The sequence below is a fragment of the Pedococcus sp. 5OH_020 genome, from assembly GCF_027812955.1.
Taxonomy (GTDB): Bacteria; Actinomycetota; Actinomycetes; order Actinomycetales; family Dermatophilaceae; genus Pedococcus.
Map to the genome: position 1 here is coordinate 132,282 of NZ_JAPYZV010000006.1, position 15,231 is coordinate 147,512.

At 69.9% G+C, this 15,231-nt stretch carries 14 protein-coding genes; 6 read left to right on the top strand and 8 right to left on the bottom strand.

The features are described 5' to 3' along the window. Window positions 1-106 precede the first annotated feature (106 nt). Window positions 107-703: a dTDP-4-dehydrorhamnose 3,5-epimerase family protein gene (locus tag PHA84_RS12635; protein ID WP_270888474.1), complete on the bottom strand. Its 597-nt coding sequence runs from the start codon at window positions 701-703 to the stop codon at window positions 107-109. Beyond that, the gene (gene rfbA / locus PHA84_RS12640) at window positions 703-1,581 is read right to left on the bottom strand and encodes a glucose-1-phosphate thymidylyltransferase RfbA (protein WP_270888475.1); all 879 of its coding nucleotides are present in this window, start codon (window positions 1,579-1,581) and stop codon (window positions 703-705) included. Before rfbA ends, PHA84_RS12635 begins: the two co-directional genes overlap by 1 nt. Before the next feature lie 40 nt (window positions 1,582-1,621). Here rfbA and rfbB point away from each other — a divergent pair, with 40 nt between their 5' ends. Continuing rightward, a complete protein-coding gene (gene rfbB, locus PHA84_RS12645) occupies window positions 1,622-2,617 on the top strand; it encodes a dTDP-glucose 4,6-dehydratase (protein WP_270888476.1) in 996 nt (331 codons plus the stop codon). Further along, complete coding sequence (gene rfbD, locus PHA84_RS12650; protein WP_270888477.1) at window positions 2,617-3,489, top strand: dTDP-4-dehydrorhamnose reductase; 873 nt, start codon at window positions 2,617-2,619, stop codon at window positions 3,487-3,489. Before rfbB ends, rfbD begins: the two co-directional genes overlap by 1 nt. A gap of 8 nt (window positions 3,490-3,497) precedes the next feature. Here rfbD and PHA84_RS12655 read toward each other — a convergent pair whose 3' ends face one another. Continuing rightward, complete coding sequence (locus PHA84_RS12655) at window positions 3,498-4,559, bottom strand: nucleotidyltransferase family protein (RefSeq protein WP_270888657.1); 1,062 nt, start codon at window positions 4,557-4,559, stop codon at window positions 3,498-3,500. Here PHA84_RS12655 and PHA84_RS12660 point away from each other — a divergent pair. Both PHA84_RS12660 and PHA84_RS12665 read left to right on the top strand, forming a co-directional pair. Further along, complete coding sequence (locus PHA84_RS12660; protein ID WP_270888478.1) at window positions 4,479-5,447, top strand: zinc-binding dehydrogenase; 969 nt, start codon at window positions 4,479-4,481, stop codon at window positions 5,445-5,447. The two genes, PHA84_RS12655 and PHA84_RS12660, sit on opposite strands and share 81 nt — an antisense overlap. A gap of 107 nt (window positions 5,448-5,554) precedes the next feature. Next, window positions 5,555-5,776: a hypothetical protein gene (locus tag PHA84_RS12665; protein WP_270888479.1), complete on the top strand. Its 222-nt coding sequence runs from the start codon at window positions 5,555-5,557 to the stop codon at window positions 5,774-5,776. Window positions 5,777-5,789: 13 nt separating this feature from the next. On the opposite strand, the gene PHA84_RS12670 is transcribed toward PHA84_RS12665, so the two are convergent. From PHA84_RS12670 to PHA84_RS12690, 5 genes are all read right to left on the bottom strand, one after another. Then, window positions 5,790-6,440, bottom strand: coding sequence for a GDSL-type esterase/lipase family protein (locus PHA84_RS12670; RefSeq protein WP_270888480.1), 651 nt, complete (start codon window positions 6,438-6,440; stop codon window positions 5,790-5,792). Between the two features lie 3 nt (window positions 6,441-6,443). Then, window positions 6,444-6,620 (bottom strand): DUF6104 family protein, encoded by a 177-nt coding sequence (locus PHA84_RS12675; protein WP_270888481.1) that lies wholly within the window; start codon window positions 6,618-6,620, stop codon window positions 6,444-6,446. Window positions 6,621-6,687: 67 nt separating this feature from the next. Further along, window positions 6,688-10,563 carry a multifunctional oxoglutarate decarboxylase/oxoglutarate dehydrogenase thiamine pyrophosphate-binding subunit/dihydrolipoyllysine-residue succinyltransferase subunit gene (locus PHA84_RS12680; protein ID WP_442952891.1) on the bottom strand — a complete coding sequence of 1,292 codons (3,876 nt, stop codon included), beginning with the start codon at window positions 10,561-10,563 and terminating at the stop codon, window positions 6,688-6,690. A gap of 148 nt (window positions 10,564-10,711) precedes the next feature. Next, on the bottom strand, window positions 10,712-11,515 hold the full coding sequence (locus tag PHA84_RS12685; RefSeq protein ID WP_270888483.1) for an ABC transporter permease: 804 nt from the start codon (window positions 11,513-11,515) through the stop codon (window positions 10,712-10,714). Then, entirely contained in the window at window positions 11,512-12,489 is a 978-nt protein-coding gene (locus PHA84_RS12690) for an ABC transporter ATP-binding protein (RefSeq protein ID WP_270888484.1), read from the bottom strand. Before PHA84_RS12690 ends, PHA84_RS12685 begins: the two co-directional genes overlap by 4 nt. A 143-nt stretch (window positions 12,490-12,632) precedes the next feature. Between PHA84_RS12690 and PHA84_RS12695 the strand changes: the two genes are divergently transcribed. Next, the gene (locus PHA84_RS12695; RefSeq protein WP_270888485.1) at window positions 12,633-14,168 is read left to right on the top strand and encodes a hemolysin family protein; all 1,536 of its coding nucleotides are present in this window, start codon (window positions 12,633-12,635) and stop codon (window positions 14,166-14,168) included. Then, the gene (locus PHA84_RS12700; RefSeq protein WP_270888486.1) at window positions 14,165-15,199 is read left to right on the top strand and encodes a hemolysin family protein; all 1,035 of its coding nucleotides are present in this window, start codon (window positions 14,165-14,167) and stop codon (window positions 15,197-15,199) included. Before PHA84_RS12695 ends, PHA84_RS12700 begins: the two co-directional genes overlap by 4 nt. Window positions 15,200-15,231: the final 32 nt, after the last annotated feature.

A 15,231-nucleotide genomic window follows, 5' to 3' on the forward strand; every position in this document is an offset into this window, starting at 1 on the left:
CACGCGGAAGTTTACATGCGGTTGACATTCACACCAGCCCGTCCCCCCACGTACCCGCACGTTGAGGCCGAACGGCCCACCTCGCGCCGTACGTTCAGACGCTGCCCTATGTCAGGGTCGAGTAGAACTCTCTACACGCCGCGTACGTCGGGAGGGTGCCCGTACCGGCGAGCTCGGAGAGCAGCGGTGCGGCTGCGTCCTTCTCGGACACGACCGGCTCGATGCCCGGGGGGAGCTGGAGGTTGATATCCGGATCCTGCGGACTGATCCCGTGCTCCCGCCGTGGGGCGAAGGCCTCACTGCACAGGTACAGCGCCGTGGAGTCGTCCTCCAGGGCGAACAGCGCATGCCCCAGGCCCTCCGGCAGGTACACGGCACGGCGGTCGACGGTGTCGAGCAGGACGCAGTCCCACTTTCCGAAAGTCGGCGACCCTTCCCGAAGGTCGACCACGAAGTCCAGGAGGGAGCCGCTGACCGCGGTGACGTACTTCGCCTGCGACGGCGGCACGTCCGCATAGTGGATGCCACGGAAGGCGCCCTTGCGAGACATCGACACGTTGGTCTGCTTCACGGTCAGCCCGTGTCCGACGGCCTCCGTGAACGGCTCCAGCTGGAAGGGAGCCGTGAAGACGCCCCGCGCGTCGGGGAACGTGGCGGGTGTGAACTCGAAGGCGTCGGGCACCGAGAGCTCGCGGAACTCCATCAGCGCTCTCCCGCCTCGTCCGCCAGGAGCCCGCCGAGGTAGGTGCCGTAGCCACTCTTGAGCAGTGCGGTGGCAAGGTCGGCGAGCTGCTCGTCGGTGATCCAGCCGTTGCGCCAGGCGACCTCCTCGACGCAGCCCACCTTCTGCCCCTGACGGCTCTCCACGACGTGCACGAACTGCGAGGCGTCCATCAGCCCCGTGAAGGTCCCTGTGTCGAGCCAGGCGGTACCGCGGGGAAGGACCGTCACCGTGAGAGACCCGCGCTCCAGGTACTCGGCATGGACCGCGGTGATCTCGAGCTCGCCGCGCTCGCTGGGCCGCAGGTTCCGCGCTATGTCGACGACCTCGTTGTCGTAGAAGTACAGGCCGGGAACGGCGTAGCTGGACTTGGGCTTCGCAGGCTTCTCCTCGATGGACAGGACGGTGCCGTCGGGGGCGAACTCGACGACACCGTAGGCCTGCGGCTCCGCGACGTGGTACGCGAAGATGTGACCGCCCACCACACCAGCGCGACCGCTGAGGGCCGTTCCCAGGCCGCTGCCGTAGAAGATGTTGTCGCCGAGGACGAGGGCGACCGGGTCGCTGCCGATGAAGTCCGCTCCGATGAGGAAGGCCTGAGCCAGACCGTCGGGACTGGGCTGCACGGCGTAGGAGATCGACATGCCCCAGGCCGACCCGTCGCCGAGCAGCGCCTCGAACTGTGAGCGGTCGTGGGGCGTGGTGATCACCAGGACCTCACGGATCCCGGCCATCATCAGCGTGGACAGCGGGTAGTAGATCATCGGCTTGTCGTAGATCGGCATGAGCTGCTTGCTGATCCCCAGGGTGATCGGATGCAGCCGCGTTCCCGAACCGCCTGCCAGGATGATGCCCTTCATGCGGCAAGACCATAGTGCCCTTCACGGTAGCCTCGCCTGCGTGAAGGTCCTCGTCACCGGCGGTGCTGGTTTCATCGGCTCGAACTTCGTCATCCGCGCACGGGAGCAACGCCCGGACTGGCAGCTCACGGTTCTCGACCTCATGACGTATGCCGCCAACCTGAGCTCGCTCGACCGGGTGGTCGCCGACATCGACATCGTCAAGGGCTCCGTCACCGACGCCGACCTGGTCGACGAGCTCGTGGCAGCTCACGACGTCGTGGTCCACTTCGCCGCGGACTCCCACAACGACAACTCGCTGGACGACCCCTGGCCGTTCATCGACACCAACATCGTGGGCACGTACCAGCTCCTCCAGGCGGTACGCCGCCACGACAAGCGCATCCACCACATCTCCACGGACGAGGTCTACGGGGACCTCGAGCTGGACGACCCGGCGAAGTTCACGGAGACGACGCCGGTCAACCCCTCGAGCCCCTACTCCGCCTCCAAGGCCAGCGCCGACCTGCTGGTACGGGCGTGGGTCCGCTCGTTCGGGCTGAGAGCGACCGTGTCGAACTGCTCCAACAACTATGGGCCTCGCCAGCATGTCGAGAAGTTCATCCCTCGCCAGATCACAGGCATCCTGGAGGGTGTGAGACCGAAGCTCTACGGCGCCGGGGCCAACGTCCGCGACTGGATCCACGTCGACGACCACAACGACGCCGTGATCACGATTCTTGAGCAGGGCCGCCTCGGCGAGACCTACCTCATCGGGGCTGACGGAGAGATGAGCAACAGGGATGTCGTGCTTCTTCTTCTCGAGCTGATGGGCAAGCCCGCAGACTGGTTCGACCTCGTGCCCGACCGACCGGGCCACGACCTGCGCTACGCCATCGACGCCACCAAGCTGCGCACGGAGACGGACTGGCGTCCGGCTCATCCTGACGTCCGGTCGGGGCTCGCCGACACGATCGACTGGTACCAGACCAACCAGGACTGGTGGCGGACCGCGAAGGTCGTGGCCGAGACGCGCTACGACCGGCTGGGCCGCTGATGACGCGCTGGCTCGTCACGGGGGCCGGGGGAATGTTGGGGCTCGACCTGCAGGTGGCCCTGGCCTTGGCGGGGGTCGAGCCACGCGAGGTCACCGCTCTGACCCGGAAGGACCTCGACATCACCGTGGCCGACGCGGCGATGCAGGCGGTGAGGGGTCACGACGTCGTCGTGAACTGTGCCGCGTACACCGCGGTGGACGACGCCGAGACGCACGAGGCGCAGGCGTTCGCCGTGAACGCGGTCGGCGCCGCCAACGTCGCTCGAGCGTGCCGGGCCTCGGGCGCCCGGCTGGTCCACCTGAGCACCGACTACGTGTTCTCCGGAGACGCCACGGAGCCATACGCGGAGGACGCGCCGCTCGCTCCCCGTTCGGCCTATGGCCGGACCAAGGCGGCGGGGGAGTGGGCCGTCCAGGCGCACTGTCCCCAGGCGTGGGTGGTGCGCACCGCGTGGCTGTACGGCGCCGGCGGACCGAACTTCGTCAGGACGATGGCCGCGCTGTCGCGGACCCGCGAGACGGTGGATGTCGTCGATGACCAGCGAGGCCAGCCGACCTGGACGATGGACGTCGCCCAAGGCATCGTGCGCCTCGTGGCGGAGTCCGCGCCGTTCGGCGTCTGGCACGCCACCACCAGTGGGGAGACCACCTGGTACGGGCTCGCCCGCGAGGTGTTCGCCGGACTGGGCCTCGACCCCGAGCGGGTCAGGCCGACGACCACCAGTGCCTTTCCTCGCCCTGCTCCACGGCCCGGCTACAGCGTCCTCGGGCACGATGCCTGGCGCATGTCCCGCCTAGCCGCCTTGCCGCACTGGCGCGAGAGCCTGGCCGCTTCCTTGGCCGACGTCGCCCACGACAGGTCTGCCAGCTGAGCCGGCCCTCACCTTCTGCGTCGGTCCAAGCGGGACGAGCGAAGCGCCTGAGGAAGGGCTCGCAACCCGCGCCGCCAGCGGGTCAGGTGCAGACCGAGCACCTGCCGGCGGGTCGCGCCGGTCGCCAGGTGAGAGCTCAGCATCAGCTCCCGAGGGGGTAGCACCGCCTGGCGCAGCAGCGAGCCACGCCCCCGCCAGCCGGCTCGACGCAGCTCTCCCAGCCAGAGAGAGCCGGGGACACCCATCGTCCGCTGTCGGAACTCCCAGTCCGACAGCCCGGTCGAGCGGTGGGGCGCCGGCAGCTCGCAGGTCAGCGTCGTCAGCAGCGGTCGGGCGGTGTCCACGGCCCCCGTGGCGTCCGCAAGGGCCACCAGCTCCCGTACGCGTTCGCCACCGGCCCCCTGCAGGACGCCTGTGAGGTGCTCCAGATCGTGTCGGCCGTGTGCACTGGCCAGGTCGCGCAGAGCATGAAGGGCCACCACGAGACTCTGTCCCAGGACGTCGGGTGAGGAGACCTCGCGTCCCGCCAGAGTGACGGTGATCCGTCGCTCCCACAGCCTGTCGAAGACCTGCGCGGGCGGGGCGAGGAACCCCGGGAACAGGTAGTGCACGTCGATGTCACAGGGCCAGTCCGGGTGCAGGTAGTGGGCGGAGTGCTCGAGGGCCAGCCCGGACCCGTTGCGGACCGGCTCGAGCGGGGTCCTCAGCGACCAGCCACACCTCTCCAGAGCCTGGCAGACCTTCCGAAAAGCCGTGGGTTCGACGAGCGCGTCCACGTCGCTGGAGCCGCGGACGGGTCTGGCGCCCACCGCTACGGCAGTGGGGCCCTTGATGAAGAGCACCCGCGCCTGGACGTCCTCGGCCAGCCGACTCAGCAAGGCGTGCGCGAGCAGCACCGCCTCCTGCGTCTCCAGCCGTGCTGCCTCCACGCTGCGGAGTATGACACCGGCGACAGTTCGAGCGGCGACCCTCCGGCTAGGGTCGGGGTCATGCTCGCCGCCTACGCCGCCCGCCAGTCTGCAGACGACCCGCTGTCGGGCCTCGAGGTGGGGGAGCGGCCGGACCCGCAGGCGCCGGACGGCTGGACCACCGTCACCCTCAAGGCCGCCGGTCTCAACCACCACGACGTCTGGTCGCTTCGGGGAGTGGGTCTGTCGCCCGACCGGCTGCCCATGATCCTGGGCTGCGACGGTGCCGGGGTCGACCCCGACGGCAACGAGGTCATCGTCCACGCTGTCATCCCGAGCGACGGCTGGCGGGGCGACGAGACCCTCGACCCTCGCCGCACCCTGCTGTCCGAGCTGCACGACGGGACGCTGGCCGAGCAGGTCTGCGTGCCCAAGGCCAACCTGGTGCCGAAACCGGCCGGTCTGTCCTGGGAGCACGCCGCGTGCCTGTCGACGGCCTGGCTCACTGCCTACCGGATGCTCTTCACCGGCGCCGGGCTGACGCCAGGCGCCACGGTTCTCGTCCAGGGAGCCGGTGGCGGCGTGGCCACCGCGCTGGTGCAGCTCGGCAGCGCCGCGGGGTACCGGATGTGGGTGACCAGCCGCGACGACGCCAAGGGCCAACGGGCGGTGCAGATCGGCGCAGACCGGGCCTTCGGCAACGGCGAGCGGCTGCCGGAGCGCGTGGACGCGGTCATGGAGACGGTCGGAGCGGCCACCTGGTCCCACTCGGTGAACTCGCTGAACCCCGGTGGCGCCGTCGTCATCTCCGGGGCGACGTCGGGGGACGCCCCGGCCAAGGCCGAGCTGACCAAGATCTTCTTCAAGCAGCTGCGTGTCATCGGATCGACCATGGGCACCCGAACCGAGCTCGAGCGCCTGGCCAGGTTCGTCGCCCAGCACGGGATCGAACCAGTCCTCGACACCGTGCTGCCGCTGGAACGTGCCCGGGAAGGCTTCGCGAAGATGGCCGAGGGCGACGTCTTCGGCAAGGTGGTGTTCACCGTCTGACCGAGATGTCGCCTTCGTCCCCGACCTTGGTGAGATCCTTACCACAGCACACCATTTCCGTGCCCGATCTTCAGGCTTCGCACAGGGTGTAGGCGTATGACGGAGGTATGTCGAGCGCTGCGCAGAACCCGGACCACCTCATCGACCCGCGATGGAGCCAGCACCTGCACGCGCAGACCGCCGGGGGACCCGCGCAGACCAGCCGCCCGGCCCGGGGCACGGACGTGGAAGCCCGGCTTCGGGCGGTGATCGACCCGTGGGAACGCGGGGTCCAGGACGCTCGGTCCACCCTGGTCGCCCTGCGCAAGCTGGCTGACGAGGTGCTGTGAGCGGACCGGCCGACTAGCTCGGCGAGATCTGCAGCCAGTCGTACCAGCCGTTGTGCAGGACCAGCCAAGCGATCAGGCCGTACCCGGCCTGCCCCGGGTGGTGCCGCACCCGGCTCGCAGCAAGGTCTGTCTGCCACTGCTCGTGACCCAGGAGCGGGCGGAAGCAGTCCACGAACGGCACCCCGCGTCGTGAGCAGACATCGGCCTGCGCCTCCACGAGCACCTCGAGCTTGGCGTTGAGGTCCGTCTCGTCGGTGGGGGGCGGGCTCACCACGAAGGTGCCGATGCCGGCGCTCGCGGCGTCGTCGAGGATGTTGGCCAGGTTGAGGCGGTGCCGGGCGAGGCTGACTCCCGAGGCGGCGTCGCTGGTGCCGACCGAGACCACCAGGCGCTTCTCGGCGCGGCCGTGCCAGCGCGGACCGCACTCCGGCTTCCATCGCGCCAGGACGTCGCCGGAGGTGTTCCCGCGGACGCCGAGGTTGTACGCGGTCAGCTCCAGGTCGGGGTGGTGGGTGCGGCCCACGACCCGCGACACCCAGCCCTGCCCTTTGGGATCTCCGACGCCGGCGACCAGGGAGGCGCCGATGAAGACGACGCCGAGGTCCCGAGGACCCTGCGCCGCGACCTGGAACTCCGCACTGGGGGTGAAGGTGGGCTCGCTCACGCGTCAGTCCTCGTCGTCGTCGAGCCGCGCCAGCCAGGTGGCCAGCCTCTCGACGGGGGTCTCGAAGTCGGGGTTGAGGTCCACGAAGGCACGCAGCTGCTCGGCCAGCCACTCGAACGAGACTTCCTCGTCCCCTCGCCTGGCCGCGAGCTCCTCGATGCCGCGGTCCGTGAAGTACACGCGCGTAAGGCTATCTGGACGTATGCCGCGTGGCCGACTCGGCCACGCGGCATACCCTACGTGCGGCCTAACGCGCGAACGCGCTGCGGATGAGCTCCGCCTGCTGCTCCGCGTGTCGCTTGCTCGAGCCGGTCGCCGGTGAGGCGGATGGCTTGCGAGACACCACCCGCAGCGGACGGGTCTCCCCGAGCTCCGCGAGGCCTTGCGGCAGGTTGAGCGCCATGAAGGGCCACGCGCCCTGGTTGCGTGGCTCGTCCTGCACCCACACGACCTCGGCGTCCGGGTACTTCGCAAGCTCCTCCGCGATGCCCTTGGCCGGGAGTGGCGCCAGCTGCTCCACCCGCACGACGGCCGTGTCGGTGTGGCCCTCCTTCTCCCGGGCGGCCTCGAGGTCGTAGACGACCTTGCCGCTGGCCAGGAGCACCCGCGTGACCCTGCCCGCCTCCGGCGCGGCCCGGTCGGGCAGCACCGGACGGAACGTCCCGCTGGTGAAGTCCTCGGGCATGCTGCTGGCCGCCTTCAGCCGCAGCATCGACTTCGGGGTGAAGACGACCAGCGGGCGGCGTGGGCGGGCGTACGCCTGACGCCGCAGCAGGTGGAAGTAGCTCGCGGGCGTCGACGGGTACGCCACCGTCATGTTGTCCTCGGCACACTGCTGCAGGAAGCGCTCGATGCGGGCGGAGGAGTGGTCGGGCCCCTGTCCCTCGTAGCCGTGCGGCAGCAGCAGCACGACGGACGAGCGCTGGCCCCACTTCTGCTCCGAGGAGGAGATGAACTCGTCCACGATCGTCTGCGCGCCGTTGAAGAAGTCGCCGAACTGCGCCTCCCACAGCACGAGGGCGTCGGGCCGCTCGACCGAGTACCCGTACTCGAACCCCATCGCCGCGAACTCCGAGAGCAGCGAGTCGTAGACCCAGAACCGGGCCTGGCCCTCCGCCAGGTACAGCAGCGGCGTCCACTCCTCGGCCGTCGTCTTGTCGATCAGCACGGCATGGCGCTGGACGAACGTGCCGCGACGGCTGTCCTGGCCCGCCAGGCGCACCGGAGTGCCCTCCATGAGCAGCGACCCGAAGGCCAGCAGCTCACCGGTCGCCCAGTCGATGCCGCCCTCCCGGGTGGACTGGGCACGCTTCTCCATGGCCTGCTGCAGCTTCGGGTGCACGGTGAACCCGGCGGGCGGGTTCACGAAGGCGTCACCGATGTGCTGTAGCTGGTCCGCGGGGATCGCCGTGTCCTGCGGAGAGCGGGTCGTCTGGTCGCTGGCCTGCGCAGTCGGTGGCTCCAGGCCCGAGTGGCCCTCGGCGTCCGTGCCGGCGAGCGTGCGGTCGCTCTGGGCCGTGCTCGCCTCCCTCAGCGCCGCCTTGGTCTCCACGAACACGCGCTCCAGCTGTTGCTGGTAGTCGCGCAGCGCCCCCTCCGCCTCCTCCTGGCTGATGTCGCCGCGCCCGATGAGGGACTCGGTGTAGAGCTTGCGGACCGACCGCTTCGCCTCGATGAGGTTGTACATCAGCGGCTGGGTCATCGACGGGTCGTCGCCCTCGTTGTGGCCGCGGCGCCGGTAGCAGACGAGGTCGATGACGACGTCCTTGTTGAACGTCTGCCGGAACTCGTAGGCCAGCTCCGCCACCCGGACGCAGGCCTCAGGGTCGTCGCCGTTCACGTGGAAGATCGGGGCCTGGATCATCCTGGCGACGTCGGTCGAGTACGTCGAGGAGCGGCTCGCGCTCGGCGAGGTGGTGAACCCGACCTGGTTGTTGATGACGACGTGGATCGTCCCGCCGGTGCGGTAGCCGCGCAGCTGCGACAGGTTCAGGGTCTCCGCCACGACGCCCTGGCCCGCGAAGGCCGCGTCGCCGTGGAGCAGCAGCGGCAGCACGGTGAAGTCCTCGCCCGCCAGGTCGAGGCGGTCCTGCTTGGCCCGGGTGATGCCTTCGAGCACCGGGTTGACCGCCTCCAGGTGGGAGGGGTTGGCGGCCAGGTACACCTTGGTCTTGCTGCCGTCCTCCGCGACGAACTTGCCCTCGGTGCCCAGGTGGTACTTCACGTCACCCGAGCCCTGGACCGACTTGGGGTCCTGACGTCCCTCGAACTCGCGGAAGATCTGGCCGTACGACTTGCCCGCGATGTTGGCCAGCACGTTGAGCCGGCCCCGGTGCGGCATACCGATGCAGACCTCGTCCATGGAGTCGGCGGCGGCCCGGCACAGGATGCGGTCGAGCAGCGCGATGACCGACTCGCCACCTTCGAGGCTGAACCGCTTCTGGCCGACGAACTTGGTCTGCAGGAAGGTCTCGAACGCCTCGGCTGCGTTGAGCCGGCGCAGGATGCGCAGCTGCTCGTCCGGACCGGGCTTGGCGTAGCCGACCTCGATCTTGGACTGCAGCCAGCGACGCTGCTCGGGGTCCTGGATGTGCATGTACTCCGTACCGATGGTGCGGCAGTAGGAGTCCCGCAGGATGCCGAGGATCTTGCGCAGCCTCAGCATGGGCGCCCCACCGAAGCCACCGGTGGCGAAGTCGCGCTCGAGGTCCCACAGCGTCAGGCCGTGGCTGGTCACGTCGAGGTCGGGGTGACGGCGCTGGCGGTACTCCAGCGGGTCGGTGTCAGCCATGAGGTGGCCGCGCACCCGGTAGGCGTGGATCAGCTCCTGCACACGGGCGGTCTTGTTGACGTCGTCGTCGTGGTGCGCCGAGATGTCCTGCACCCAGCGCACCGGCTCGTACGGCAGCCGCAGCGACTCGAAGATCTCGTCGTAGAAGCCGTTGTCACCGAGCAGGAGCTGGTGGACGATCCGCAGGAAGTCCCCGGACTGCGCGCCCTGGATGATGCGGTGGTCGTAGGTGCTGGTCAGGGTGAGGATCTTGCTGACCGCGTTGCGGTTCAGCGTCTCCTGGCTGGCACCCTGCCACTCGGCGGGGTACTCCAGCGCGCCGACCCCGATGATGGCGCCCTGTCCGGACATGAGCCGGGGCACCGAGTGGTTGGTGCCGATCGTCCCGGGGTTCGTGAGCGAGATCGTCGTGCCCTGGAAGTCCTCCACGGTGAGCTTGCCACCACGGGCCTTGCGGACGATGTCCTCGTACGCCGTCCAGAAGTGGGCGAAGTCCATGGTCTCGGCCGACTTGATGCTGGGGACGAGGAGCTGACGGGTGCCGTCGGGCTTGGCGAGGTCGATGGCGAGGCCGAGGTTGACGTGGCCGGGGACGACCAGCGCCGGCTTGCCGCCCTCCTCCGTGTAGCCGTTGTTCATCTCCGGCATGTGCCCGAGCGCCTTGACGAGCGCGTAGCCGATGAGGTGGGTGAAGGAGACCTTGCCTCCACGGGAGCGCTGGAGGTGGTTGTTCATCACGACGCGGTTGTCGATGAGGAGCTTCGCCGGAACCGCCCGGACGCTGGTGGCCGTGGGGACGCTGAGGGACGCCTCCATGTTGGTGACCACCCGGGCGCTCGCGCCCCGCAGCGGCTTGATCTCGTCCTGGTTGACCGGTCCGGTCGGCTTGGGCGTCGCCGGGTCGCGTGGCTTCGGCTTCTCCTTGGCTGGTGCCGCGGCCTCCTTGTCGTCCGGCTTGTCGGCCACCGCCTGGTCGGTCCTGGCATCAGACTTGTCGGTCGTCGTCGCCTGGCTCGTCTGCGAGCCGGTGGCGGGTGCCTGGCGCCGCGCCGCCGTCTCGGGGGAGTGGCGAGGGGCAGCGGGCCGCAGGGCGTCGGACGCCTGGCCGGACGGCTCCTGGGCCTTCTGCTGGGGCTTCTGCTGAGGCTGAGCCGGCGCCGCGGGGGCGGTGCCCGAGCTGCCGTTGGCCGACGAGCCGTTCCCGCTGCGACCGTCCGAGGGCTGGTAGTCCTCGAAGAACGACCACCATGCCTTGTCGACGGAGTTCTTGTCGTTCTTGTACTGCTCATACAGCTCGTCCACGAGCCACTCGTTCGGCCCGAAGGCCGCCATGGGGTCGTTGGTCGGGGACTGGTCGGGCACGGCGAATACGCCTCTTTCGTAGCGTCGACAATGACGGGCAATGGGTATGCCCAGCCTATCCCCCGCGCCTACGGCGCCGCTGCGTCGGGGGAAGGCCGCGTCGGCGGTCTCCCGAGGGTCAGCTGATGTCGGCCCGGACGGTCCGCCACGACCCGAAACCGGCCAGCACCGCGGCATACGCCGCAAGCACCAGGGCTCCGGCCCACCACTCGAGCCGCGGAGCGGCGTCGGACCCACCCTGGGTGACCTGGTTGACCACGGCCTGAGTGGCCGCTGTGGGCAGGTACTCCACGATGTGCTCGCGGCCCCAGCTCCACAGGCCCAGCAGCACGCCGGCGATCGGCTCCACGATCCAGGCGACGCCGATGGAGATCAGGAGGGCGGCCACCTGGTTCGGGATGAGGATGCCGGCGCCCAGTCCGATCAGCGCCCACAGCCCGAGCACGAGGAGGGACAGGGCGAGGCTGCGGAACACTCCCGACGTGGGGAAGGGCTCGTGCCCCCGCGCCTGCAGCGTGATGGCCCCGGCCGCTACCGAGCCGACGAGGAAGACCAAGCCGTAGACCGCCCCGATCCCCAGCAGGGCGACCACCTTCGCCCACATGACCGACGCTCGCTTGGGCGTGGCCAGGAAGGTGCTGGTGATCGTCTTGTGTCTGTACTCGGAGCCGATCTGCATGACGCCGATCGTGAGCGTGAGCAGGTAGGCGAACTGGAGCCCGCCGGTGTACGCGGTGTTGGCCACCTGTTCGGCGGTGCCGCTGAGCTGCCGCTGCCCGTTCTGACCGACCTGCGGCTGGGTGACGAAGAAGGCGAACAGGACGCCCATGGCGATCCCGAGCAGCAGCTGGGCGATGCCGATACCCCACCACAGGCGTGTCGTGAAGAACTTGCGCAGCTCGGCGCGGGTGACGGCGGTCATCGGACCGCTCCTTCCTGGGCAGCGTGGGCAGCCCCCGGCGACGACGCGTCCTGACCCAGGTTGCGGTTGGTTCCCTCGGTCAGCTCGAAGAACAGTGCCTCCAGGTCCGTGGTGGCGCCCCGCAGCTCGTGGACGGGAAGCCCGGCCCGCAGGGCGACGTCACCGATGAGCCGCAGGTCCGAGGTGTCCGCGTACAACGCCCCGTCCCGCACCGAGCTGGTCACGTCGGCGACGCGAAGCGCTCCGGCGAGGGCGTCCAGGTCGGTGGTCCGAACAATGCTCTGCGCGGTCTCCCCGTGCAGGTCCCCCATCGCCCCCTGCTTGACCAGCCGCCCGTTCGCGATGATCACGACGTCGTCGACGGTCTGCTCGACCTCCTGCAGCATGTGGCTGGAGATGAGCACCGTCTTCCCCTCCGTGCTGAGGTGGCGCAGGAAGCCGCGGAGCCATCGGATGCCCTCGGGGTCGAGGCCGTTGGCGGGCTCGTCGAGGATGAGGACCTGAGGGTCCCCGAGCATGGCCGCGGCCAGCCCGAGCCGCTGGCGCATGCCCATCGAGTAGCCGCCCGCCCTCTTGCGCGCCGCCGCCGGGATCCCGACCAGCTCGAGCATCTCGTCCACCCGGCTGGCGCTGACCCCTGCGGTGTCCGCCAGGACCCGGAGGTGGTCGCGGCCCGTGCGGCCGGGGTGGAAGTTCGTCGCCTCCAGAGCCGACCCGACGACCGACATCGGGCGGGCGATGTCGTGGTACCGCTGACCCATGATGGTGGCGCTGCCGCTGGACGGCCGCACCAGCCCCAGGAGCATCCGAAGCGTGGTGGTCTTACCGGCACCGTTGGGCCCCAGGAAGCCGGTGATCCGGCCGGGGTCCACGGTGAAGCTGAGGTCGTCCACGGCCGTGAAGCCGCCGAACCGTTTGGTCAGGTCGCGGACCTCGATGCGGGCGCCGTCGGGCACCCTGGTCGCTGTTGTCATCATTCCCCCCTGGTCACAGACATGGTGTCATCCTGCCAACCTGCGCGGGGGCGGGGTCAAGCGGGTTGCGACGCCGTGAGCCGACTGCTCGGCTCGAGCAGGCTCTGCCCGACGGCTCCCGCCACCTTAGGATGGCTAGCACTATGACCGAATGGTTGCTGGTCCTCGCCGGCGTGGGTCTGACGATCGGCACGGCCATCTTCGTGGCCACGGAGTTCTCCCTGGTGGCGCTCGACCGGCCCACGGTGCAGAAGGCGGTCGACGCCGGCGACGCCCGGGCGGAGGTCGTCCTCGGGTCGCTGCGAGGGCTGTCGACGCAGCTCTCCGCGGCACAGGTCGGCATCACCCTGACCACCCTGGTCCTCGGGTTCATCGCGACACCGTCTCTCGGTCGCCTCCTGGAGACACCCCTGGGGGCGGCAGGACTCCAGGGAGAGACGAGGACGTCGGTCGCCGCAGTCATCGCGCTCGTCGTGGCGACGGTCTTCTCCATGGTCTTCGGGGAGCTGCTCCCGCAGTTCCTCGGGATCTCCGCCCCCTTGGAGACGGCCAAAGTCGTAGCCGTGCCGGTGCGCCTGTTCGCGGTCGTCACCAGGCCGCTCATCGCGGTGCTCAACGGGTCCGCCAACCTCGCTCTGCGAGCGTTGGGCATCACGCCCCAGGAGGAGCTGTCCGGGGCACGCACGCCGCAGGAGCTGGCGTCGCTGGTGCGACGCTCAGCGGAGGCCGGCACGCTCGACGAGGGCACGGCGCGCCTCGTCACGAAGTCTCTCGGTTTCGGGGAGCAGACGGCCGCTGACGTGATGAGCCCGCGGGCCCGTGCGTCGTCGATCGAGCGGACGGCGACCGCCGAGGACGTTGTGCGGCTGGCGCGGCGCACCGGCCACTCACGGTTCCCGGTGACGGGCGAGGACTGGGACGACATCGACGGGGTCGTGCACGTCAAGCGCGCCATCGCCGTACCGCACGAACGCCGTCACGACGTGCCGGTGTCGGCGCTCATGGTCCCGCCGCTGCTCGTGCCGGAGACCATCCGGCTCGACCCGCTTCTGCTGATGCTGCGCGAGCGCGGGCTCCAGCTCGCGATCGTCGTCGACGAGTATGGCGGCACGGCCGGGATCGTGACCCTTGAGGACGTGGTCGAGGAGATCGTCGGAGAGGTCTCCGACGAGCACGACGTGTTCCGGACGACCGGCCGCGAGCTCACCGACGGGTCGTGGACGGTCCCCGGCCTGTGGCGGCCGGACGAGGTCCGGGAGCGGCTGGGTGCGCAGGTGCCCGAAGGCCCGGCGTACGAGACCTGCGGCGGCTTCGTGATGGCGCAGCTCGGCCGGATCCCCGTCGTCGGGGACCGGGTCACCATCCCCGGATGGGAGATCACCGTCCTGGCCATGGACGGCATGCGGGCCGACCGCCTGCGGTTCCGGCCGCTGGAGGACGACGGCGGCGGCACCGAGGCCGGAAGCCATTCTGAGGTCGGCTCGCCCGCGCGGCCGGCACCGCCTGGACCACCCGACCCGTCGAACGGCCACCCGCGTGCCTCCGCCGCGGCGGGCAGGCGGTCGGACGCAGGCTCCCGGGACGACTCAGGCTCCCGGCGCGACTCAGGCTCTCGGCGCGACTCAGGCTCTCGCGAGGACTCAGCCTCCCGGCGCGACTCAGGCAGGGCGGTCCGATGAGTGCAGGTGCTCTGTGGGTCACCGTTCTCCTGCTGCTGCTCAACGCGTTCTTCGTGGGCGCGGAGTTCGCCGCGATGGCGGCCCGCCGCTCCACCCTCGAGCCGCTGGCGGCGCACGGTTCCCGCCGCGCGCAGACGGCCCTGGACGGTATGGAGCAGATGGGCTCGCTCCTGGCCTGCGCCCAGCTGGGGATCACCGTGTGCTCGGTGCTGCTCGGTGCCATCTCGGAGGCCGCGCTGCACCACGCTCTGGAGCCGGTGGTGCATCACCTCGGGCTGCCGACTGGCGTCACCGACGGGCTGGCGCTGGCCGTGGCCCTGCTGGTCGTCGTCTACCTGCATGTCGTCGTCGGGGAGATGATCCCCAAGAACCTCGCGCTCGCCGGCCCTGAACGGTCGGCCCTGGTCCTCGTGCCGGTGCTGCTGGTCATCACCCGCGCGCTGCGCCCCGTGATCCGGGTGATGGAGGCGGCCGCGAAGGGCTTGGTGCGGCTGTTCCGTGTGGAGCCGAAGGACGAGATCACGTCCGCCTTCACCGTCGAGGAGGTCGAGCACATCCTGGCCGAGAGCCACCACGAGGGGCTCATCGAGGAGGGGCAGCACGGGCTCGTCGGCGCCGCCCTCGAGTTCAGCGACAAGGCCGCCGTCGACGTCGCGGTGCCCCTGTCCGACCTGGTCACCCTGCCGCTGACCGCCACTCCGGACGACGTGGAGCGGCTCGTGGCGAAGCGGGGGTTCTCCCGCTACCCCCTGCTCGACCGCGCGGGCAGCCTGCGGGGCTACCTGCACCTCAAGGACGTGCTCTACGCCGACGACACGGAGCGTGACATCGCCGTGCCGGTGAAGAGGGTGCGCAAGCTCGCTACGGTCCAGGCCGGTGACGAGGTGGAGGAGGTCCTGCGGACGATGCAGCGCACGGGTGCCCACCTGGCCCGCGTCGTGAACGCCGACGGAGCCGACATCGGGGTGGTGTTCCTGGAGGACGTCATCGAGGAGCTCGTCGGCGAGGTGGCCGACGCGTCCCAGCGCTGAGGCAGCAGAAAGGCCAGGCGCCCTGCGCCTGG

Excerpts from the sequence above, each read along its gene's own strand:
- PHA84_RS12685 (WP_270888483.1), bottom strand. The coding sequence starts at position 11,515 with ATGACCGCCGTCACCCGCGCCGAGCTGCGCAAGTTCTTCACGACACGC.
- PHA84_RS12700 (WP_270888486.1), top strand. The coding sequence starts at position 14,165 with ATGAGTGCAGGTGCTCTGTGGGTCACCGTTCTCCTGCTGCTGCTCAAC.
- PHA84_RS12680 (WP_442952891.1), bottom strand. The coding sequence starts at position 10,563 with ATGGCGGCCTTCGGGCCGAACGAGTGGCTCGTGGACGAGCTGTATGAG.
- PHA84_RS12690 (WP_270888484.1), bottom strand. The coding sequence starts at position 12,489 with ATGACAACAGCGACCAGGGTGCCCGACGGCGCCCGCATCGAGGTCCGC.
- PHA84_RS12660 (WP_270888478.1), top strand. The coding sequence starts at position 4,479 with ATGCTCGCCGCCTACGCCGCCCGCCAGTCTGCAGACGACCCGCTGTCG.
- PHA84_RS12695 (WP_270888485.1), top strand. The coding sequence starts at position 12,633 with ATGACCGAATGGTTGCTGGTCCTCGCCGGCGTGGGTCTGACGATCGGC.
- PHA84_RS12665 (WP_270888479.1), top strand. The coding sequence starts at position 5,555 with ATGTCGAGCGCTGCGCAGAACCCGGACCACCTCATCGACCCGCGATGG.
- rfbA (WP_270888475.1), bottom strand. The coding sequence starts at position 1,581 with ATGAAGGGCATCATCCTGGCAGGCGGTTCGGGAACGCGGCTGCATCCG.
- PHA84_RS12635 (WP_270888474.1), bottom strand. The coding sequence starts at position 703 with ATGGAGTTCCGCGAGCTCTCGGTGCCCGACGCCTTCGAGTTCACACCC.
- rfbD (WP_270888477.1), top strand. The coding sequence starts at position 2,617 with ATGACGCGCTGGCTCGTCACGGGGGCCGGGGGAATGTTGGGGCTCGAC.